This is a genomic window from Kitasatospora sp. DSM 101779 (genome assembly GCF_025655475.1).
Classification (GTDB): Bacteria; Actinomycetota; Actinomycetes; order Streptomycetales; family Streptomycetaceae; genus Kitasatospora.
Genome location: NZ_JAHTIK010000001.1, coordinates 3,047,646 through 3,069,431, shown reverse-complemented (window position 1 = coordinate 3,069,431; position 21,786 = coordinate 3,047,646). Strand labels below are relative to the sequence as shown.

At 73.3% G+C, this 21,786-nt stretch carries 15 protein-coding genes and 1 pseudogene; 4 read left to right on the top strand and 12 right to left on the bottom strand.

From position 1 onward, the window contains the following. The coding region (locus tag KSNIM_RS14025; RefSeq protein WP_263103550.1) for a S8 family serine peptidase at positions 1–3,026 on the top strand (3,026 nt) is incomplete at its 5' end. Here the strand turns inward: KSNIM_RS14025 and KSNIM_RS14020 are convergent. From KSNIM_RS14020 to KSNIM_RS14005, 4 genes are all read right to left on the bottom strand, one after another. Beyond that, positions 2,967–3,416, bottom strand: a complete 450-nt coding sequence (locus KSNIM_RS14020; RefSeq protein WP_263103549.1) for a GtrA family protein — start codon at positions 3,414–3,416, stop codon at positions 2,967–2,969. The two genes, KSNIM_RS14025 and KSNIM_RS14020, sit on opposite strands and share 60 nt — an antisense overlap. Beyond that, positions 3,413–4,387, bottom strand: a complete 975-nt coding sequence (locus tag KSNIM_RS14015; RefSeq protein WP_263107950.1) for a glycosyltransferase family 2 protein — start codon at positions 4,385–4,387, stop codon at positions 3,413–3,415. The genes KSNIM_RS14020 and KSNIM_RS14015 overlap by 4 nt, the downstream gene beginning before the upstream one ends. Before the next feature lie 68 nt (positions 4,388–4,455). Then, complete coding sequence (locus KSNIM_RS14010) at positions 4,456–7,062, bottom strand: YfhO family protein (RefSeq protein WP_263103548.1); 2,607 nt, start codon at positions 7,060–7,062, stop codon at positions 4,456–4,458. Between the two features lie 114 nt (positions 7,063–7,176). After that, on the bottom strand, positions 7,177–9,252 hold the full coding sequence (locus KSNIM_RS14005; protein WP_263103547.1) for a PIG-L family deacetylase: 2,076 nt from the start codon (positions 9,250–9,252) through the stop codon (positions 7,177–7,179). 156 nt (positions 9,253–9,408) lie between these two features. On the opposite strand from KSNIM_RS14005, the gene KSNIM_RS14000 reads away from it, so the two are divergent. The 3 genes from KSNIM_RS14000 (at position 9,409) to cimA (ending at position 13,831) form a co-directional block, all read left to right on the top strand. Beyond that, positions 9,409–10,446 carry a 3-isopropylmalate dehydrogenase gene (locus tag KSNIM_RS14000; protein ID WP_263103546.1) on the top strand — a complete coding sequence of 346 codons (1,038 nt, stop codon included), beginning with the start codon at positions 9,409–9,411 and terminating at the stop codon, positions 10,444–10,446. Positions 10,447–10,624: 178 nt separating this feature from the next. Continuing rightward, positions 10,625–11,737: a branched-chain amino acid aminotransferase gene (locus KSNIM_RS13995; protein WP_263103545.1), complete on the top strand. Its 1,113-nt coding sequence runs from the start codon at positions 10,625–10,627 to the stop codon at positions 11,735–11,737. A gap of 480 nt (positions 11,738–12,217) precedes the next feature. Beyond that, positions 12,218–13,831: a citramalate synthase gene (gene cimA / locus KSNIM_RS13990; RefSeq protein ID WP_263103544.1), complete on the top strand. Its 1,614-nt coding sequence runs from the start codon at positions 12,218–12,220 to the stop codon at positions 13,829–13,831. A 110-nt stretch (positions 13,832–13,941) separates the two neighbouring features. On the opposite strand, the gene KSNIM_RS13985 is transcribed toward cimA, so the two are convergent. From KSNIM_RS13985 to KSNIM_RS13950, 8 genes and pseudogenes are all read right to left on the bottom strand, one after another. Beyond that, positions 13,942–14,526, bottom strand: a complete 585-nt coding sequence (locus KSNIM_RS13985) for a GTP-binding protein (RefSeq protein ID WP_263103541.1) — start codon at positions 14,524–14,526, stop codon at positions 13,942–13,944. After that, the gene (locus KSNIM_RS13980; RefSeq protein WP_263103543.1) at positions 14,507–15,151 is read right to left on the bottom strand and encodes a DUF742 domain-containing protein; all 645 of its coding nucleotides are present in this window, start codon (positions 15,149–15,151) and stop codon (positions 14,507–14,509) included. Before KSNIM_RS13980 ends, KSNIM_RS13985 begins: the two co-directional genes overlap by 20 nt. A gap of 173 nt (positions 15,152–15,324) precedes the next feature. After that, positions 15,325–15,738 carry a roadblock/LC7 domain-containing protein gene (locus KSNIM_RS13975; protein ID WP_030278013.1) on the bottom strand — a complete coding sequence of 138 codons (414 nt, stop codon included), beginning with the start codon at positions 15,736–15,738 and terminating at the stop codon, positions 15,325–15,327. Between the two features lie 10 nt (positions 15,739–15,748). Further along, the gene (locus tag KSNIM_RS13970) at positions 15,749–19,138 is read right to left on the bottom strand and encodes a nitrate- and nitrite sensing domain-containing protein (protein ID WP_263103542.1); all 3,390 of its coding nucleotides are present in this window, start codon (positions 19,136–19,138) and stop codon (positions 15,749–15,751) included. A gap of 371 nt (positions 19,139–19,509) precedes the next feature. Next, positions 19,510–20,094 (bottom strand): GTP-binding protein, encoded by a 585-nt coding sequence (locus tag KSNIM_RS13965; protein WP_263103541.1) that lies wholly within the window; start codon positions 20,092–20,094, stop codon positions 19,510–19,512. Next, on the bottom strand, positions 20,075–20,527 hold the full coding sequence (locus KSNIM_RS13960) for a DUF742 domain-containing protein (protein ID WP_030277985.1): 453 nt from the start codon (positions 20,525–20,527) through the stop codon (positions 20,075–20,077). Before KSNIM_RS13960 ends, KSNIM_RS13965 begins: the two co-directional genes overlap by 20 nt. 124 nt (positions 20,528–20,651) lie before the next feature. Then, positions 20,652–21,065, bottom strand: coding sequence for a roadblock/LC7 domain-containing protein (locus KSNIM_RS13955; RefSeq protein ID WP_030278013.1), 414 nt, complete (start codon positions 21,063–21,065; stop codon positions 20,652–20,654). Between the two features lie 10 nt (positions 21,066–21,075). Further along, positions 21,076–21,786: pseudogene (locus tag KSNIM_RS13950) on the bottom strand (ATPase); the annotation flags it as partial.

Below are 21,786 nucleotides of genomic sequence, written 5' to 3'. Positions count from 1 at the left end.
TGCAGGCCGTCGACCGGCTGGCCGCGGGCGTCCGGGCCGCCGCGCCCGCCGCCCGGGTGGTCTACCGCACCCAGACCCTGCTCAGCGGCGTCGCCGTCACCGTGCCCGCCGCCGCGGTGCCCCGGCTGGCCGCGCTGCCCGGCGTGCGCGCCGTGCACCGCGTCACCCTGCAGCACCGGGCCAACGCCCACTCCGTCCCGCTGACCGGCGCGCCCGCGGTCTGGTCCGGCCCGGGCGGCAACACCGGCCGCGGGGTGCGGATCGGCATCGTCGACTCCGGCATCGACTACACCCACGCCGACTTCGGCGGCCCCGGCACCCCGGAGGCCTTCGCCGCCGTGGACGGCGCCCGCCCGGCACCGGCCGCGCTGTTCCCCACCGCCAAGGTGGCCGGCGGCCAGGACCTGGTCGGCGACGACTACAACCCGGACCCGTCCTCCCCGCACCACCAGCCCGTGCCGCACCCGGACGCCAACCCGATCGACTGCGCCGCCAACGGCCACGGCACCCACGTGGCGGGCACCGCCGCCGGCCTCGGCGTCACCAGGGACGGCAAGCCGTACCGCGGCCCCTACCGGGAGGGCCTCGACCCCGCCGCCTTCTCCGTCGCGCCCGGCGCCGCGCCCGGCGCCACCCTGTACGCCCTGCGCGTCTTCGGCTGCGACGGCTCCACCGACCAGCTCGCGCACGCCCTCGACCTGGCCGCCGACCCGAACGGCGACGGCGACCTCTCCGACCGCCTCGACGTGGTCAACCTCTCGCTCGGCAGCTCCTTCGGCAGCCCGGACGACGCCGACTCGCTCGCCGCCGACAAGCTCTCCGCCCTGGGCACCGTGGTGGTCGCCTCGGCCGGCAACGAGGGCGACCTGTACGGCATCGGCGGCAGCCCCGGCACCGCCGCCCGGGTGGTCACCGTCGCTGCCTCCGTCGACCCGCACGGCGACGCCGACGGCATCCGGGTGCTCGCCCCCGACTCCCTCGCCGGTGTCGTCCCCGGCCACTGGAGCGCCCAGTACACCAGCTGGGCCGACCGGGACGTGACCGCCGAACTCGCCCTGCCCGCCGACCAGCAGGACGGCTGCACCGCCTTCGACGCGGCCGACGCCGCCCGGCTGAAGGGCCGGATCGCCGTACTCGCCTGGCGCAGCAAGGACGCCGACCGGGCCTGCGGCTCGGCCCCGCGCGCCGACCACGCCGCGGACGCCGGGGCCGTCGGCACGCTGTTCACCGCCGACGGCGAGTCCCTCGCCGAGATCGCCGGGAACAGCCGGATCCCGGCCGTGCTGCTGGCCCGCACCGACGCCGAACGGATCCTCGCCGCGCTGGCCGCCGGGCCGGTCGAGGTGCAGCTCGCAGCCCCCGGCAACACCCTGCACGGCGCCGTCGCCCAGGACCGGCCCGAGCGCACCGACATGCTCACCCCCTTCACCTCCCGCGGGATCGGGGTGCCCGGCATCGTCAAGCCCGACGTCGCCGCACCCGGCGAGACGATCTGGTCGGCCAAGGCGGGCAGCGGCAGCGGCGGCATGCGCGAGGACGGCACCTCGATGGCCGCCCCGCACGTCACCGGCCTCGCCGCCCTCCTCCGCGCCGCCCACCCGGACTGGCCGGTCGCCGAGGTCAAGGCCGCGCTGATGAACACCGCCGTCGACACCCGGCACGACGCCGACCCCGACAGCCCGGTGTACGGCCCGGAGCGCACCGGTGCCGGCCGGGCCCGGGTCGACGCCGCCGTGGCAACCCCGGCGGTCGCCTACGCGGCAGGGGAGGGCGCCGTCGACGGCGCGGTCGGCGTCTCCTTCGGCCCGGTCGAGGTCACCGGCCCGGTCGAGCTGGAACGCCAGGTGGAGATCCGCAACCACGGCGACGCCCCGCTCACCTACGGCACCGGCTACGCGGCGGCCACTGAGCTGCCCGGCGCCTCCTTCGGCATCAGCCCCGCGCAGGTCACCGTCGAACCGGGCGGCACCGCCCGGGTCACCGTCACCCTGCGGGTGCCCGGCAGCCTCGGCCGCACCCCCGACCCGACCCTCGACCTCGAACAGGCCGGCCGGGCCCGCAGCTACCGCGGCGAGCTCTCCGGACGGCTGCTGCTGACCCCGGCCCGCACCGACCTGCCGACGCTGCGGGTGCCGCTGTTCGCCGCCCCGCGGCCCGCCTCGCAGTTCACCGCCGGGCCGCAGCTCGCCGCCGGACGGGCCGGCGCCACCATGCTCGCCCTGGCCGGCACCGGTGCCCCGACCACCGACGGCGCCGGCCTGCTCAGCGCCTTCGTGTACGGCGGCGAGGCCGCCCGTTGGCCGGACTGCGCGGACGCCGGCGACGCCGACGACATCTGCGTGGAGCGGCCCGGCGAGCGCGCCGCCAACCTGCGGTTCGCCGGCGCGGCCAGCGACGCCCCGGCGCACGGCGACCCGCTCGGCGAAGGCACCCTCTACCTGGCCGCCGCCCTGTGGGGCCCGGCCGACAGCCCGGTCGGCATGTTCGGGGTGCGCGCCTCGCTGGACACCGACGGGGACGGCCGCACCGACGCGATCGTTGCCGCGGGCCGGCTGCGCGGCAGCGACGTCCTGGTGGCCCGCACCACGGACGCCCGCACCGGCAAGGAGCTGGACGTCCAGCCGCTGAACGCCCGTTGGGGCGACACCGACACCGGCCTGCTCGACGGTGACGCCCTGGTGCTGCCCGTCCGGCTCTCCGCACTGCCCGGTCTCAAGCCGGGCGCGAGCACCGTCCGTTACGCGCTGTGGACGGGCCAGGTGCTGCCCGGCGCGCCGAACGAGCAGGACGCGCTCGGCTCGATCGGCCTCACCGACGGGCGGCCGACCCTCGCCCTCGACGTGCTGCACCCGGCGCTGGACGTCCGCGACGGCACCGACGGCACGGCCGGGCCGGCCGCCGTCGCCGTGCCGGAACGGCCGGGCAGCGTACTGCGGGTCGCCCGGGCGGACGGCGCGGCCCGGCTGCTACTGCTCCACCACCTCAACCCGGACGGCCGCCGGGCCGAGGTCGTCACCCTGCGCTGAGCCGCCGGCGGGGCCCGCGCCCCGCCCGGTCAGCACCAGCTTCGACAGCACGTAGGTGATCGGGATCGCGACCGCCGCAGCCAGCAGCGGCGCGATCCGGTCGTCCACCCGCGCCCACTCCACCAGCACGAACACCCCGCCGCTCTGCACCAGGTAGTTGGTGATGTTCGGCAGCGGGAAGAGCAGGAACTTCCGCCAGGTCGGCCGGGTCCGGTACGTGAAGTAGGTGTTCAGGAAGAACGAGCCGACCATGCTCAGGAAGAACGCCGCGCTGAACGCCGCGAAGTACGGCAGGTACGGGTGGAACGCCAGGTACAGCAGGTAGAAGGTGCCGGTGTTGACCACCCCGACCAGGCCGAACCTGACGATCTGCCACAGCTGCGGGCTCACACCGGCTCCCCGGTGCGGTCGCGGTGGCTCTCGGCGCGGAACGCGGCCCGCGGCACGTTGGTCTCCTTCACCAGGAAGTGCGGCCGCCGCTTGGTCTCGTAGTAGATCCGGCCGATGTACTCGCCGATCAGACCGAGCATCACCATCTGCAGGCCGCCCAGGCCCACGATGGCGACGATCAGGGTCACGTAGCCGGGGGAGTCCACGCCGTCGACCAGGGCCACGCCGGTGATCCACGCCGCGTACAGCGCCGCCACCCCGACCAGGGCCAGACCCAGGTAGATGGCGATCCGCAGCGGCCGGTTGTTGAACGAGATCAGGCCGTCCATGCCGTAGTTGAGCAGAGCACCGAAATGCCACTTCGTCTCGCCGGCCTCACGGGCCACGTTCTGGTAGTCGAAGGTGACGGTGTCGAAGCCGATCCACGAGAACAGGCCCTTGGAGAACCGGTTGTACTCCGGCAGGGACAGCAGCGCGTCCACCGCGGCGCGCGACAGCAAGCGGAAGTCGCCGACGCCGTCCTGGAGTTCGACGTCCACCCAGCGGTTGACCATCCGGTAGTAGAGCCGGCTGACCGCCGTGCGGACGGGCCGGTCGCCCTCCCGGGTGCGGCGGGCGATGACCTGGTCGTGGCCCCGGTCGTACAGCTCCAGCATCCGCTCGATCAGCTCCGGCGGGTGCTGCAGGTCGGCGTCCATCAGCACGACCGCGTCACCGGTCGCCTCGCGCAGGCCGGCCAGCATGCCGGCCTCCTTGCCGAAGTTCCGGCTGAAGGAGACGTAGCGGGTGGTGTCCGGGTGCTCCGCGGCGATCTTGCGCAGCCGCTCCAGGGTGCCGTCCGCGCTGCCGTCGTCGACGTAGCAGAGCTCGTACTCGACCGGCAGGGCGTCGAGGCTCGCGCGGATCGCGGTGTCGAAGAGCTCGATCACCGCTTCCTCGTTGTAGCAGGGCACCACCACGGACAGCCGCACCAGTCCACCTCCGGCCTCGACGCAGTCGGCGGCCGCACGCACTGACCCCTCACCCTGCCTGTCTGATTTCACACAGATGGTACCGGTCCGCCGTCGGCCGCCCGCCCGTTCCGGCGGCGCAGCCGCGTGAGCAGCGCCACGCCGAGCAGCACCGCGGCGGCGACGCCGCTCGCCGCGAGTCCGGGCAGCAGGCCCGGCGGACGGTAGCCGCAGGAGACCTCGGAGGCGCCCGCGCCCAGGTCGACGCCCGTCATGCCCAGCACCGACCGGGGAGCCCGCGCCGGGCCGCCGTCCACCGAGCACTGCCAGCCGTCCACGGCGGGCATCGAGATCAGCGCGGTGCCGGTGGAGCCGGCCGGAAGCTCGGCCCGCAGACCGTGGCCGCCGGCGGTGACCTCCGCCGCCCCGTGCAGGCCGCGCAGCGCGGACGCCAGCGCGGCGCCGTCCAGGCAACCGAGCGGCAGCTCCGGGATCTCCGCCTTCGCCGCGGCCCGCAGCTGGACGGTGACCCGCCCGTCGGCGGGCACCGGGCCCAGCTCGCGGATCGGCATCGCCGTCATCGGCTGCCGGCCCCAGCTGGTGTACTTGCCGCCCGCGCCCATCACCGTGCCGCCCAGCCAGGGCGCGTACAGGAAGGCGGTGCGCCCCGGGGTGCAGGACGCGGTGAACGTCGTCCAGGTGCCGCCCTTCGGGGTGGCCGGAACCCGCCAGCCGCCGGGCGAACGGGCCGGCCGCGGGCCGGCCGTCCACTCCGGGGCCGGCGTCTCGTACACCCGGGCACCGAGCAGCGACTCCTGGCGGCTCCACACCGAGCGGGTGTCCGGGGCCGCCGTCGGGTGCACGGTGACCAGCGGCGCCGCCGGGGCGTGCTTCACCGCGAAGCCGCCCGGTGCGCCGGTGGAGTCCAGGTAGGTGGTGACGCCGAACAGCGCCCGCCCGACCGGGTCGGCCGGGCTCAGGGTATGCCGGCCCTGGATGTACCAGCCGGCGCCGAGCCCCTGCAGCATCCCGGCGGTCACCGCGGGCAGGTAGCTGCTGTAGTACGAGCCGCCCTGGCCGCCGAGCAGCAGCGGGTCGTTGTTGGCGAACTCGTGCGGACCGGGGTCGGTGCGGCCGTTCGGCCAGTCGTCGGCCGCGCGCAGGGCCTCGGCAGCGGCCTGCGACTGCGCCGAGACGGTCGTGCGCGGCTGGTAGAAGGGCAGCCGGTCGCGGATCTCGGTGACCGCCCAGGCCGTGTGCACCGCCGAGGCGAAGACGGTGAGCACCAGCACCGCGCCGGCGGACCGGCGTACGAGCGGGCGCGTGCGCCACCGGGCGAGCGCCAGCAGCGCACCGAGCAGCAGGGTGCCCCCCGCCCCGACCTCGATCCAGGTCGACCAGCGGACCGAGCTCTGCCCGTGCCCGACCAGTGCCAGCAACGCCACCAGCCCGGCGCCGCCCAGCAGGGCACGGACGTCCGGACGGCGCGCCAGCGAGGCCCAGGCGGCCATCACCAGCATGCCGCTGAGCACGAACGACGCCCGGTACGGGCTGCCGTTGGGGATCGCCAGCCCGTGCCAGAGCAGGATCGTCGGCTCCCAGACGAAACTCGCCCCGACCAGCAGCAGCAGCGCGTACCAGCCGATCCGCTCGGCGGGGCGGACCCGCCGGTTGAAGGGCAGCGAGGCGACCAGCAGCAGCGCGAGCACGCCGACGAAGACGTTCGGCACCGAGTGGTCCGAGCGCCCGCCGGGCAACAGCTGCGCCAGGTAGTCGGTGAGGCCCGGCGCGCCCTCGTAGGCGGCGGCCGGGGCCGGCTGCGAGGCCTTGCTGGCCTTCAGCGAGACCGTCATCGCGGGCGCGGCCAGCAGCACGCCGACCGTGAACATCCCGGCCGCCCGCCCGGCCGTCCGCAGCCGCTCCCGCCACGGCGTGCCGGCCAGCGCCAGACGCAGCAGCAGCACCAGGCAGGAGGCGATGGTCGCCATCGCCCCGGTGTAAAAGTTGCCCGTCCAGGCGAGGGCGACCAGCAGGGTGCCGAGCACCCACCGGCGGCCGCGCAGGCACCAGTCGCAGGCCAGGCCGACGGCCGGGAGCGAGACCAGGCCCCACATCCACATCGGGTCCGGCGAGCCGTCGTTGAGCACCCAGGCGCAGAGCCCGTAGCCGACCGCGAGCAGGGCGCGCAGCCACGGGCTGCCCGGCACCAGGCGGCCGAGCAGCACCGTCATGGCGGCCGCGCCGAGGCCGATGCTCAGCAGGGTGACGAGGAACACGGGAAGGTTGACGGCGTCCCGCGGGAAGAGCCCGACCAGCCAGGAGAACGGGTTCATCAGGTAGGTGACGAAGTCACCGAGGAACGGCGAGCCGTAGCCGCTGTTCCAGTTGAACAGCAGGTCGCCGCCGCCCCGGCCGTGCATCAGGTCCCACAGGTGGGCGTGGAACGGCACGAACTGGTTGCCGAGGTCGTTCACCGCCCGCGACCGGGCCCCGAACGGATACGTCCCGCGCAGGGCGGAGGCCAGGCAGAACGCCGCCATGGACAGCGCGGCGGCCAGCGCGGCGGCGCCCGCCTCGCGTCCGCGGGTGTGTCCGGCCACCGGTGCGGGGGTCGTGTCCCGGGCCGTCCCCGCACCGGCGGCCTGGGCCGCCGGCCCGTGGCCGGCCGGGCGGGTCGGGGCCGTCTCCTGGCTCACTGCGCGGTGCTCCTGCCTGGCCCGGGCGGGCCGAAGGGGTGGTACGGGACCGGCCGGCGGGCATGCGGCGGCCGGCCGGGGCACGGGGGATGCCCACCGAGCATATGCAACGGCTCAGCCCGCCTGGCTCCAGGCACCGAACGGGGCGCCGGGCACCGGCTGGCGGGCGGTGTACAGGTGGCCGTCGCAGCCGATCGCCGCGGCGACCACCCGGCCGTCCTGGTCGGCGGCCAGCGCGGGGGTGTGGGCGAGCAACGGGCCGTCGTGCTGCCAGTCCCGGCCTTCGGCGCGCAGCGCCGTCCGGCCGCGGTCGTCCCGGACGGCCAGCGCGCCGACGGCGGTGGCGATCCGGCCGAACCCGCCGGGCGGCGCCGACTCGGCGACCACCCGCCACACCTCGGAGCCCGGCGCCCGCTCCGCGGTGAGCACCCTGGCGCTCTTCGGCTCTCGGAAGCGCACCCGCAGCGCGCCCTCCTCGCCCAGCTCGGCGGTGACCGCGCCGCCCGGCACGGGCAGGCCGGTCGGCGGCGCGGGCCGCAGCGGGCCGCCGGGCACGTCCGAGGCCCAGTGCACGACGGTGCGCGCACCGGGAGCGAAGACATGGGTGTTGCCGTAGCCGTCGACGACCGCGCCCAGGCCGTCCTGGACGCCGCCGCCGGCCTCCGGCGGCAGGGTCAGCGCCGTCCACGCCGCCGACGGGCCGTCGAGGGTGCGGACGGCCACCGTGCCGCCCCACGTGCGGGCCGTGACCTGCACGGTGCCGTCCGCCAGGGCGAGCCCGACCGGGTAGCCGAACTCCATCGAGCGCACCGGGTCCTCGCCGTCCGGCGCACCGAGGCTCTCCCACGGTCCGAAGGAGTCCGGGCCGGTCTGCACGGCGGTGACGATCTCGCGGCGGTGCTCGTCGGCGGAGTACCGGAGCATGGTGCGCACCCCGAGCAGGCGTATCAGCCCGTCGTTCTGCTGGAAGGCCTGCAGCTGGCCCTCCAGCCCGGTGCCGGCGAGCCGCCGCGGGCCGTCCCAGCCGCGCGGGGACTGCGTCCACTGCACCGCGGCGCCGTTGAGCAGGCCGAACGCGGCCAGCCGCCCGTCGCGCAGCGGCACCAGCCAGGCGCCGCTGCCCGGGGCGCGGTAGCGGGTGGACTGCGCCCACCCGTTGCGCAGTGCGCCGGCCCCGACCTTGCGGTCGCCGCAGCCCGCCGGGTCGCCGCAGCGCCGGTTGTCGGCCCAGCCGTAGCTGTTCAGCGCCAGCACCTTGCGGCCCACCGCGGCCTGGTCGAGGTTGTGCGGCAGCGCGGCGTTCACGTAGCCGAGGTAGTGCTCGACGGTGGCGTTCCTCGCCCGGTCGCCGGCCCAGTGCCGGGCGAGCGCGGCCTGCGCGAAGTACGCGGAGTAGGTGTGGTCCTGGTGGTCCAGGTAGACGTGGCCGGCGTGCGGGTCCTTCGACGGCTTGGGGGAGTGGTCCGGGTTCGGGTCCAGGGTGCGGACCACGGTCGGGCGGTAGTGGTCGAAGACGGCGTGCAGTGTGGCGATCAGCTGCTCCCGGCTGTAGCCGGCGCCGGCCGACAGCCCGCTGCGCACCGGCGGCAGGATGTCGAGGGCCTCCGTCTCGCCGAGCCACAGGCCGCGCAGGCTCTCGGCGCGCGGCAGGCTGACCGAGCGGGCCTCGACCAGGGCGAGCAGGATCAGCTGCACCTGCGGCGCGGCCCGCAGGGTGTGCTGCTCGACCAGCCGGCCGTCCAGGTAGCTGACCAGCGAGACGTCCCAAGGGCTGGTCTCGTCGCCGGTGGTGAGCAGTGCGAGGGCGGCCGTCAGTCCGTTGATCCGGGCCCGGGTGTAGGCAGGCCGGTCGGCGCGGGTGACCCGGCCGAGCTCGGAGTGGAGCACGTTGCGGCCGTCGGACTCGCCGTCGGTGAGGCAGACCGTGACGCAGGCGGCCCCGGAGGCCAGCGCGTGGTCGAGGTCCGGATTCATGAAGTACAGGTTGTCGTCCGGGTGCGCGATGACATGGACGAACGACTGTGTGATGCTGTGATGTGCGACACCGCTCACCGGGGTCGGCCCGTCCGGGTCCGGTTCGACCGGCCGGTCCTCCCGTACCGCCAGGCCCACGCCGCAGCCGACGGCGGGCAGCGCCAGCGCCCCACCGGTCAGCCAGAGCGCGCGGCGTCTGCTGATCGGACCCCCCATAGCGCTTCCCCCGTGCATTCCCTGTGTAGATCTGTCGGATTTTAACGGAGCGGTCCGGTACGGCTCCGTACCCCCCTTTGTCTCCGCCCCGTCCCCGAATGTCCGGATAATGGACACAAGGTGTCAGTGGCTGGGACGCGGAGTAGGGTCCCGAGCATGTCTCGCAGCCTTCGTCTCGCAGTGATCCCCGGTGACGGCATCGGCCAGGAAGTGGTGGCCGAGGGCCTCAAGGTGCTGAGCGCCGCCCTGCCCGCCGACGTGAAGCTGGAGACCACCGAGTACGACCTCGGCGCCCGTCTCTACCACCGCACCGGCGAGACCCTGCCGGACGCCGTGCTGGAGGAGCTCAAGGACCGCGACGCGATCCTGCTCGGCGCCATCGGCGACCCCAGCGTCCCCTCCGGCGTGCTGGAGCGCGGCCTGCTGCTCAAGCTCCGCTTCGCCTTCGACCACCACATCAACCTCCGCCCGGGCAAGCTCTTCCCCGGCGTGAAGTCCCCCCTGGCCGGCGACCCGCAGATCGACTTCGTGGTCGTCCGCGAGGGCACCGAGGGCCCCTACGTCGGCAACGGCGGCACCCTGCGCGCCGGCACCGAGCAGGAGGTGGCGACCGAGGTCAGCCTCAACACCGCCTTCGGCATCGAGCGGGTCGTCCGCGACGCCTACCGCCGCGCCCAGGCCCGCCCGCGCAAGAAGCTCACCCTCGTCCACAAGAACAACGTGCTGGTCCACGCCGGCCACCTGTGGACGCGGATCTTCCAGGAGGTCGGCCGGGAGTTCCCCGAGGTCACCACCGACTACCTGCACGTCGACGCGGCGACGATCTTCTTCGTCACCCAGCCCGAGCGCTTCGACGTGATCGTCACCGACAACCTGTTCGGCGACATCCTTACCGACCTCGCCGCGGCCGTCACCGGCGGCATCGGCCTGGCCGCCTCCGGCAACATCAACCCCACCGGCGCGTTCCCGTCGATGTTCGAGCCCGTCCACGGCTCCGCCCCCGACATCGCCGGCCAGGGCAAGGCCGACCCGACCGCCACCGTGCTGTCCGTCGCCATGCTGCTGGAGCACCTCGGTTACACCGCCGAGGCCGCGAAGGTCGAGGCCGCCGTCGCGGCCGACCTCGCCGAGCGCACCGGCCCCCGCTCCACCTCCGAGGTCGGCGACGCGCTCGCCGCCCGAGTATCCGGCTGACGGGCCGGGAGCAGCACACGTTCCGGCCGGAAGGCCGGAACCGCACAGCACGACAGCCCGACCGGCTGTTCGGCACGGCCCTCTGGATGCGAGTATCGACAGTGGGCCGTGCCGTCGTGCGTTCTACCCCTTCGGCGGAGGCGGCCCGGACCAACCCCACGGTGAAGGACAGACAGTCATGAGTACGCCCACCCAGGCGCCCATCACGTTCGAGCTCAAGCCCTCCGCGCACCCGCTGTCCGACGCGGAGCGCGAGGCCCGGCTGGCCAACCCCGGCTTCGGCCGGATCTTCACCGACCACATGGTCACCATCCGGTGGACGGAGGGCCTGGGCTGGCACGACGCCCAGCTCACCCCGTACGCGCCGCTGGAGATCGACCCGGCCAACATGACGCTGCACTACGGCCAGTCGATCTTCGAGGGCCTCAAGGCCTACCGCCAGGCCGACGGCTCCATCGCCACCTTCCGCCCCGAGGCCAACGCCGCCCGCTTCCAGGCCTCCGCCCGCCGGCTCGCCATGCCCGAGCTGCCGGTCGAGACCTTCGTCGAGGCCGTCGAGCTGCTCGTCCAGCAGGAGCAGGACTGGGTGCCGAACCAGCCCGAGCAGAGCCTCTACCTGCGACCGTTCATGTTCGCCACCGAGGTCGGCCTGGGCGTCCGCCCGGCCAACTCCTACCTGTTCATGATCATCGCCTCGCCGGCCGGCGCGTACTTCCCCGGCGGCATCAAGCCGGTCTCCGTCTGGCTCTCCGAGGAGTACGTCCGGGCCGCGCCGGGCGGCACCGGTGCCGCCAAGTGCGCCGGCAACTACGCCGCCTCGCTGATCGCCCAGGCCCAGGCCGCCGAGAAGGGCTGCGACCAGGTCGTCTGGCTCGACGCCGCCGAGCACCGGTGGATCGAGGAGATGGGCGGCATGAACCTCTACTTCGTCTTCGGCGAGGGCGAGGACGCGAAGATCGTCACCCCCGAGCTGTCCGGTGCCCTGCTGCCCGGCATCACCCGCGACTCGCTGCTGCAGCTCGCCTCCGACCTCGGCTACGCGGTCGAGGAGCGTCGGATCTCCACCGACGAGTGGAAGCAGGGCAACGCCGACGGCACCCTCACCGAGGTGTTCGCCTGCGGCACCGCCGCCGTCATCACGCCGGTCGGCTCGGTGAAGTCGGCCCGCGGCGACTGGACGGTCGGCAAGGGCGAGCCCGGCCCGACCACCATGGAGCTCCGCAAGGCCCTCCTCGCCATCCAGGGCGGCCAGGCCCCGGACACCCACAACTGGCTCCACAAGATCGTCTGATCCCGGGCCGCGCCCGGGTCCGCCACCCGTGCAGGGCCGGCCATTCAGGGGTTGCGCGGTTCCCCGCGCCCCCGAGTGGTCGGCCGCCCGGCCGCTGCCCCCGCGCGCCCCCGTCTTCGCGCCCCTCGTTCCGTGTTCGTGTGCCACCGGAGCTGCAGCGTCTCGGGATGCGGATGGTGCGGGCCGGATGGCGGATGGTGTGCAAAACTGCCGACGTGTCCTCGCTCTCGCTGATTATTAGCAGCAGGCGCGCCGGTCCGCAGTGACCGCTCCGCACCACCCCGTTGCGGAGCGACCACGAGCGTCCAGACCCGCGCGCAGACCTCTCGCACTCGCGAGGGGTCTTTTGTTTTGCCCCCGGACCGGCCCAGGCCCCCACAAGGAGCCAGGAGACACCGGGGAGCGCGCGGGATGCTGGACAGTGGAGCCGGATCAACCACCGGCAACAGCAGTACTCCACCGAACGGAGAACCCAGGGCCATGACCGAGGCCAGCAGCCACCCCAACGACAGCTTCCACGTCTTCGACACCACGCTGCGCGACGGCGCCCAGCGCGAGGGCATCAACCTCACCGTCGCGGACAAGCTGACCATCGCCCGGCACCTGGACGAGTTCGGCGTCGGCTTCATCGAGGGCGGCTGGCCCGGTGCCAACCCCCGCGACACCGAGTTCTTCGCCCGGGCGGCGGCCGAACTCGACCTCAAGCACGCCCAGTTGGTCGCCTTCGGGGCGACCCGCCGGGCCGGCGGCCGGGCGGCGGACGACCCGCAGCTGGCCGCCCTCGTCAACTCCGGCGCCCCGGTGGTGACCCTGGTCGCCAAGTCGCACGACCGGCACGTCGAGCTGGCCCTGCGCACCACCCTGGACGAGAACCTGGAGATGGTCCGCGACAGCGTCGAGTACCTGCGCTCCCAGGGCCGCCGGGTGTTCATCGACTGCGAGCACTTCTTCGACGGCTACAAGGCGAACCCGGAGTACGCCCTGGCGGTGGTCTCCACCGCGCACCGGGCCGGCGCCGACGTGGTGGTGCTCTGCGACACCAACGGCGGCATGCTGCCGCTGGGCGTCCGCGAGATCGTCGCCGAGGTGCTCGCCGCGACCGGGGCGAGGATCGGCATCCACGCCCAGGACGACACCGGCTGCGCGGTCGCCAACACGCTGGCCGCGGTGGACGCCGGCGCGACCCACGTGCAGTGCACCGCGAACGGCTACGGCGAGCGGGTCGGCAACGCCAACCTCTTCCCGGTGGTCGGCGCACTGGAGATCAAGTACGGCCGCCGGGTGCTGCCCGAGGGCCGGCTGGCCGAGATGACCCGGATCTCGCACGCCGTCGCCGAGGTGGTCAACCTCGCGCCGTCCACGCACCAGCCCTACGTGGGCTTCTCGGCCTTCGCGCACAAGGCGGGCCTGCACGCCTCCGCGATCAAGGTCGACCCGGACCTGTACCAGCACATCGACCCGGAGCTGGTCGGCAACACCATGCGGATGCTGGTCTCCGACATGGCCGGCCGGGCCTCCGTCGAGCTCAAGGGCAAGGAGCTCGGCTACGACCTGTCCGAGGACCGGGACCTGGTCGGCCGGGTGGTCGCCAAGGTGAAGGCGCAGGAGAACCAGGGCTACACCTACGAGGCCGCCGACGCCTCCTTCGAGCTGCTGCTGCGCGACGAGGTGCGCGGCCGCCGCGAGCGCTTCTTCACCCTGGAGTCCTGGCGGACCATCAGCGAGCAGCGGGCGGACGGCACCCCGGGCAACGAGGCCACGGTGAAGCTGTGGGCCAAGGGCGAGCGCCGGATCGCGACCGGCGAGGGCAACGGCCCGGTCGACGCCCTCGACAAGGCGCTGCGGAGGGCGCTGGAGCGGATCTACCCGCAGCTCGCCCAGCTGGAGCTGGTGGACTACAAGGTCCGCATCCTGGAGGGGCAGCACGGCACCGGCTCCAAGACCCGGGTGCTGGTGGAGTCCGGGAACGGGGTGGCGTCCTGGTCCACGGTCGGTGTGGCGGACAACGTCATCGCGGCCTCCTGGCGGGCCCTGGAGGACGCCTACACCTACGGGCTGCTGCGGGCCGGCCTGGTGCCGGACGAGACGGAATGAGGCTCCCGGGCCGCCCGGGGCTCTTGGAGCGCAGGGGGGCGTGAAGACGCCGGAGGGGGCGCGGTGTTCCGCGCCCCCTCCGGGGTGTCCGGCACCTCCGTGGCCCCGTCTCAGCGGAGGCGGGCCAGGAGGGCGTGCTCGACGAGGGTGATGAGGGCGCTCTTGGCGCTGTCCCGGCGTCGGGCGTCGAGGGTGATGATGGGGGTGTCGGGGCCGAGTTGGAGTGCTTCGCGGACCTCGTCGGGGGTGTGGGGCTGGTGTCCGTCGAAGCCGTTGAGGGCGACGACGAAGGGGAGCCCGGAGTTCTCGAAGTAGTCGAGGGCGGGGAAGCAGTCGGCGAGGCGGCGGGTGTCGACGAGGACGACGGCGCCGATGGCGCCGCGGACGAGGTCGTCCCACATGAACCAGAAGCGGTCCTGGCCGGGGGTGCCGAACAGGTAGAGGATGAGGTCTTCGTCGAGGGTGATGCGGCCGAAGTCCATGGCGACGGTGGTCGTCGTCTTGCCCGCGGTGTGGGTGAGGTCGTCGATGCCGGCGCTGGCGCTGGTCATGACGGCTTCGGTGCGCAGGGGGTTGATCTCGGAGACGGCGCCGACGAGGGTGGTCTTGCCGACTCCGAAGCCGCCGGCGACGACGATCTTCGCGGAGGTGGTGGCGCGGCTGGGGGCGGCCGCGTTAGAGCTTGCGAAGTCCACTGAGGACCCTTTCGAGCAGCGTGACGTCGGGCTGGTTGCCGGATTCGCCGCCGGCAGCGGGCTGGTGGATGGTGACCAGGCCGGCCTCGGCCAGGTCGGCCACGAGGATCCGGGCGACACCGAGCGGGAGACCGAGCAGCGCGGAGACCTCGGCGACGGACTTCACGTCCGTGCAGAGCGTGCAGATCCGCTGGTGCTCGGGCAGCAGCGAGGCCAGGCGGGCCGGGTCGACGCTGGCGGAGACCAGCGCCTCGATGGCCAGCTCGTAGCGCGGCCGGGTGCGGCCGCCGGTCATCGCGAACGGCCGGATCAGGGGGCCGGAGTCGGCGTCCTCCTCCAGCTCCTCCACGTGGCCGGGCTCCTGGGGCGCCTGTTCAGGGAAGGGCTCGGGGCCCGGGTAGTCCTGGTACCCGGCCTCCGTCCCGTAGTGCCCCTGCTCCGGCGGCACGCCGTAGGGCTGCTGGTCGCCGTAGGGCTGGGTGAAGTACTGCTGCTGGCCCGCGGGCGCGGCGTACTGCTGCTGGTACGGCTGTCCGTGGCCGACGCCGGGGGCTCCGAACGCGTCATGGCCGGTACCGGGGTACGGGACGCCGTACTGACCGCTGCGGTCGTCTGGCGGTGTCACGGTTCCTCTCCTCACAGGGTGCGGCGGTGCGGTGCTGGCCCGGACACGGGGGTGTCCGGGCCGGTGGTGCGAAGGCCGTACAACGCCCGAACCCGAGTCCGCCGGCGGGTGCCGGAGGACTCGGGGACGGGCAATGAGGTCTTTCGAATACCAGGACGGTATCCGACGAACCGTCAGTGCAGCAGGCTGCCCTGCAGTTCTGCCCGGAGGGCGGGGGTGAGGACGGCGCCTGCGCGGTCGACGAGGAGTGCCATCTCGTAGCCGACGAGGCCGATGTCGGAGTCGGGGGCGGCGAGGACGGCGAGGGCGGAGCCGTCGCTGACCGCCATGAGGAAGAGGAAGCCGCGCTCCATCTCGACGACGGTCTGGTTGACGTCGCCGCCCTCGAAGATCCGGCTGGCGCCGGAGGTCAGCGAGGTGAGGCCGGAGGCGACGGCGGCGAGCTGGTCGGCGCGGTCCCGGGGGAAGCCTTCGGACATGCACAGCAGGAGACCGTCGGCGGAGACCACCACCGTGTGCGACACCCCGGGGGTGTTGTCCACGAAATTGGTGATCAGCCAGTTCAGGTTCTGTGCGGCCTGGCTCATCTGACTCAACTCAACGCTCCTGGTGGTTCGAGCCGCCGAAGAGATCGGTGCTGCTGTTCTGGTTGCTGCCGCGACCCTGGTTCGGGTCGAAGCGGAAGCTGCCGGTGGCCCCCGGGTCACCGCCGGCGCTGCGGCCCTGCTCGACGCCGCGGCGCAGGTTGGTCAGCCGGCCGCGGACCTCCTCCGGGTTGCGGGAGACCTGCGGGCCTTCCTGCGGAGTCGGCTTGGCGTTGCCGGGCACGAGGTTCTGCTTGGGCACCCGGCGGGGCAGGCCGGCCTGGGTGGTGCCGGCGGACGACGGCTCGCGGACCTGCTCGGCCCGCTGCCAGCCGCCGTCGTTGGCGGACTGCCAGGCGCTCGACGCGGTCGGGCCGGTCGGGCCGTAGCCGCCGAGCGCGGACACATCGTGGCCGCGGTTCTCACCGGGGGCGCCGGAGGTGTCCTTGGCACCGGCGAACCAGTTCGGCTTCTCCTCGGCGCCGCCACCGCCGCCGGCCAGCTGCTGGCCGGGGCGACGCTGCGGCAGACCGCCGCCCGCCGAGGGCGCCGGGGGCAGCGCGGGCTGCTCGTCGGCCCCGTACGGGTGCCCGGAGGGCTGGTCGGCCTGGTACTGGTCCTCGTAGCCGTACGGCTGGTAGGCGTCGTCCTGGGCGCCCTGCTGCTGCGGGATGCCCTGGTAGCCGTTCTGGTCGTACTGGCCCTGGTACTGGTCGTAGCCGCCGTCCTGGCCGTACTGGTCCTGGGCGTAGCCCTGGTCCTGGAAGCCGGACTGCTCGTACTGGCCCTGGTACTGGTCGTAGCCGCCGTCCTGGCCGTACTGGTCCTGGGCGTAGCCCTGGTCCTGGAAGCCGGACTGCTCGTAGCCCTGGGCCTGGTACTCGTCGGCGTACGGGGCCTCGGTGGTCTCGATCGCCTCGGCGTCGATGACCTCGTCCTGCGGGCCGGGCTCGATGGCCGCGGCGCGCCGGCGCTGCGAGCGCTGCATGGCCTCCAGCGCGGGGCTGAAGCCGCTGCCGCCGGTGCCGGTCAGGTGGTCGTCGAAGCCGAGCTCGGCGGCGCTGCGCTGGCTCCAGTCGTCCTGCCAGGCCTGGGTCGGCTCCTGCTCGGAGAAGATCCGGGAGACGGTGAACTGCTCCTCCGGCTCCGGAGCGGCATTCATCTGGGTCAGGCCGACCGGGAGCATGACCAGCGAGGTGGTGCCGGCGGACTCGCCGGACGGGCGCAGCTGCACGCGGATGTCGTGCCGCTGGGACAGCCGGCCGACCACGAAGAGGCCCATGCGGCGCGAGATGGTGGCGTCGACCGTGGGCGGCTCGGCCAGCTTCTCGTTGATCTCCGCGAAGTCGTCGGCGGTGAGGCCGATGCCCTTGTCGTGGATCTCGACCAGCACGCGGCCGTCCGGCAGGCGGGTGGCGTTGACCAGGACGCGGGTCTGCGGGCTGGAGAAGGTGGTGGCGTTCTCCAGCAGCTCGGCGAGCAGGTGGACGAGGTCGGTCACGGCGGCGCCGACGACCTCGGCCTCCGGGATGCCGGCGAGTTCGATGCGCTCGTACTGCTCCACCTCGGAGGCGGCGGCGCGGAGCACGTCGACCAGCGGGACGGGGGTGTTCCAGCGGCGGCCGGGCTCCTCGCCCGCGAGGACGAGGAGGTTCTCACCGTTGCGGCGCATACGGGTCGCGAGGTGGTCCAGCTTGAAGAGGTTCTCCAGCTGGTCCGGGTCGGCCTCGTTGTTCTCCAGGTCGGTGATCAGTGCCAGCTGGCGCTGGATCAGGCTCTGGCTGCGGCGCGACAGGTTGGAGAAGATCGCGTTCAGGTTGCCTCGGAGCAGGGCCTGCTCGGCGGCGAGCGAGACGGCCTGCGAGTGGACCTGGTCGAACGCGCGGGCGACCTCGCCGATCTCGTCCTTGCCGCGCAGCGGGATCGGCTCGACCGAGGTGTCGACCCGGTCCGGGTCGGTCTTGGAGAGCTTCTCGACCAGGTCGGGCAGACGGTGGTTGGCGATGTCCAGCGCGGCGGTGTTCAGGGTGCGCATGCCGAGGATCATCGAGCGGGCGATGAAGCCGGTGAGCAGACCGGCGAGCGCCAGCGCGGCGATCACGATGCCGGAGTTGAGGAAGGCGTCGGTCTGGGCGCGGTCCTTGATGTTCTGCGCGTCGTCGACGACCTCGTTGAGGAGGGCGGTTTCCGTGGCGCGCAGGGCGTTCATGTGGCCGGCGGAGGCCTGGTTCCAGTTCTGGACGGTCAGACCGGCGTTCTTCGCGTTCTCGAAGAGCTTCTCCGCCGCGTCCTTGCCGTCCTGCTGGCCGCGCATGGCGGCGTCGGAGTAGGCCAGGCCGATGTTCATCAGGCCGTTGACGGTCGGGATGGTCTGGTTGTCGGGCATCCGCAGCGGGGCGCGCTGGTCGGCCGCGGCCTGGGCGACCAGGGCGTCCGCGAAGACCTTGGCGTCGTCGGCGGTGGAGCCGGTGGAGAACTCGCTGATGGCGGTCGTCTCGAGCTTGCTCGCCACCAGGAGCGAGATGATCAGTTCCTGGTTCTCGTACCGGCTGACGGTGCCCTGGGCGATGCCGGCGAGCAGGTTGATCATCAGCGCGCGCTGGGTCGAGGCGGAGGCCTTGGCCAGCGACATGGCGTAGATCGCGCGGCCCTTGCTGGTGACGCTGGAGCTGCCGAAGCCGACCGAGTTGTCGATGGCCAGCAGCGGGGCGAACATCACCGAGTAGGCGGCCTGGGTGGCCGAGGCGAGCAGCTCCGGCTTGTAGGCGTTCTCGCGCAGGTGCGGCAGGAAGACCACGAGCTGCTGGAAGGCCGTGTCGCGGCGCTTGAGCGTGTCGTCGTCGGAGATCTTGCCGTAGGCCGTGTTGTACGCCTTGAGGGCGTCGTCGGTCTTCTTGCGGAGCTCGCCGAGCCGGCCCTGCGGGTCGGATCCGGTCAGGATCGGCACGATCGAGAGGTCGCGCTCGTTCTCCAGGGCGTCCGCGAGGTCGGTCGCGGCGTGCGCGAGCTTCGCGGTCTTCACCGCGCGGTCGGCCTTGTGGAAGTCGTCCAGCGAGGTGTTGACGCGCAGGCCGCCGAAGACCAGGCCGATGATGACCGGCACGATGAGGATGGCGATCAGGCGGGTCGGCACGCGCCAGTTCCGGGGGGCCAGGAACTCGTACCGGCCGCTCTCACCGCCCGCCTCGGGGGCGGCGGAAGCGCCGGGCCTGGAGGCGCCGCCCGGGCGGTTGCCCGGGCCGCTGAGTATCTGGGTCGGCGGGCCGGCGGCGCCGCGCGCCTGCGGCCGGTCCTCGGCCGCGGTGAACGCGGAGAAGCCGGCCGGTGCCTGACCGCCGGGTCCCTGCTCGTTCGGGCGGGGCTCGGACCGCCGCTGCGGGGTGTCTGGCTGCTTACGCCTCACTCGACAACAACCTCTCGGCCGATGGTGCGGCCATGGATCAATCCAGCGGCTACCCCCGCCGGCCGCAGCCCGCTGCTGGGTGGAACTGCCATATGGGGTGACTACGGGGTAGCTGGAATTTCAGCACGTGGAGGGGTGCGGGACAAACAGCTCTCCGTACCCGAGATGTGCCGAATAAATCGGACATTTGGGGACGATTGTGGAGTAAGCGAAAGGTCGACAGTGCACAGTGGATCGAAAACCTCACGCTGTGTCGCTGTTGATCTCGAAATGCCTACCGAACTGTTATGGACGGAGAAACGCGCGCCCGCTCCCGTGCCCGTGGGGGCACCGGAGCGGGCGCGCTGCATCATCCGTCCTGGGTTCCTGTCCTACCGGAGGCGGGCCAGGAGGGCGTGCTCGACGAGGGTGATGAGGGCGCTCTTGGCGCTGTCCCGGCGTCGGGCGTCGAGGGTGATGATGGGGGTGTCGGGGCCGAGTTGGAGTGCTTCGCGGACCTCGTCGGGGGTGTGGGGCTGGTGTCCGTCGAAGCCGTTGAGGGCGACGACGAAGGGGAGCCCGGAGTTCTCGAAGTAGTCGAGGGCGGGGAAGCAGTCGGCGAGGCGGCGGGTGTCGACGAGGACGACGGCGCCGATGGCGCCGCGGACGAGGTCGTCCCACATGAACCAGAAGCGGTCCTGGCCGGGGGTGCCGAACAGGTAGAGGATGAGGTCTTCGTCGAGGGTGATGCGGCCGAAGTCCATGGCGACGGTGGTCGTCGTCTTGCCCGCGGTGTGGGTGAGGTCGTCGATGCCGGCGCTGGCGCTGGTCATGACGGCTTCGGTGCGCAGGGGGTTGATCTCGGAGACGGCGCCGACGAGGGTGGTCTTGCCGACTCCGAAGCCGCCGGCGACGACGATCTTCGCGGAGGTGGTGGCGCGGCTGGGGGCGGCCGCGTTAGAGCTTGCGAAGTCCACTGAGGACCCTTTCGAGCAGCGTGACGTCAGGCGCACCGCCGGACTCGCCCGCAGCAGCGGGCTGGTGGATGGTGACCAGGCCGGCCTCGGCCAGGTCGGCGACGAGAATACGGGCGACACCGAGCGGGACACCGGCCAGGGCCGAGATCTCCGCGACGGACTTGACCTCGCGGCAGAGTCCGACGATCCGGGCGTGCTCGGGCAGCAGACCGCCGGAGCGCTCGGCCGAGCCGGTGGTCGAGATCAGCGCCTCGATCGCCAGCTGGTACCGCGGCCGGGTGCGGCCGCCGGTCATCGCGTACGGACGGACGAGCGGCTGCTGCTCGTAGCCGCCGGACTGCTGCTGCCCACCGTAGCCGCCGGCCTGCTGGCCGCCGTAGCCACTGCCGTACCCGTTGCCGTACGAGCCGGCCGGTGTCGGGGGCGGGGTCATAGGTCCTCCTCGTGCTGCCGCCGTTCGCAGCGGGGTTCCAGCCGGTCGGTGCCGGCTGAGGCGGTCGGCCACCCGGGGGCGGCCGATGGTCGGGCGGGCCGGGCGCATTGCGGGGGTCGGGAGTTCAGTGCAGCAGGCTGCCCTGCAGTTCTGCCCGGAGGGCGGGGGTGAGGACGGCGCCTGCGCGGTCGACGAGGAGTGCCATCTCGTAGCCGACGAGGCCGATGTCGGAGTCGGGGGCGGCGAGGACGGCGAGGGCGGAGCCGTCGCTGACCGCCATGAGGAAGAGGAAGCCGCGCTCCATCTCGACGACGGTCTGGTTGACGTCGCCGCCCTCGAAGATCCGGCTGGCGCCGGAGGTCAGCGAGGTGAGGCCGGAGGCGACGGCGGCGAGCTGGTCGGCGCGGTCCCGGGGGAAGCCTTCGGACATGCACAGCAGGAGACCGTCGGCGGAGACCACCACCGTGTGCGACACCCCGGGGGTGTTGTCCACGAAATTGGTGATCAGCCAGTTCAGGTTCTGTGCGGCCTGGCTCATCTGACTCAACTCAACGCTCCTGGTGGTTCTGGCCGAAGCCGTCGAAGCCCTGCTGCTGGCGGCCGAAGTTGTTCTGGCCCTGTGCCGGACCCTGTCCCTGGCCGGCCTGGCGGCCCTGCTGGATGCCGCGGCGCAGGTTGGTCAGCCGGCCACGGACCTCCTCCGGGCTGCGGGAGACCTGCGGGCCGGTCAGCGGCGCCGACTCGGCGGTGCCGGAGACCAGGTTGGCCTGCGGGGTGCGGCGCGGCAGGCCCGAGGTGGTCAGGCCGCTCGTCGAGGGCTCGCGCACCTGCTCGGCACGGCGCCAGCGCTCGTCGTTGGCCGACGGGCGCCACGGGGCCTCGGCGGCCTCGCGACCGCCCTGCGGACCGACGGGCTGCTGCGGCGCCTGCGGGCGCTGCTGCTGACGCGGGGCCTGCGGGGCCTGCTGCTGCGGGACGCCCGGCGCCGAGGTGCCGGGGCGCTGCGGCTGGTACTGCTGCTGCTGCGGGCGCGGACGGGCCTGCTGCTGGCCGCCGTCCTCCGGACGGAACCACTGCTGGGTGTCCTCCGGGCCGGGGCCGGTCGGCAGTGCCATCGGCTGGGCCTGCTGCTGCGGCTGGGGCTGCTGCGGGGCCCGCTGCTCGAACGGCTGGCCGCCGCCCGGCTGGGTGGCCGGGTCCGGCAGGACCGGCTCCACCAGGCCGAGGCCCAGCGGGTCGCGCGGGTCGATGTCGCTGGC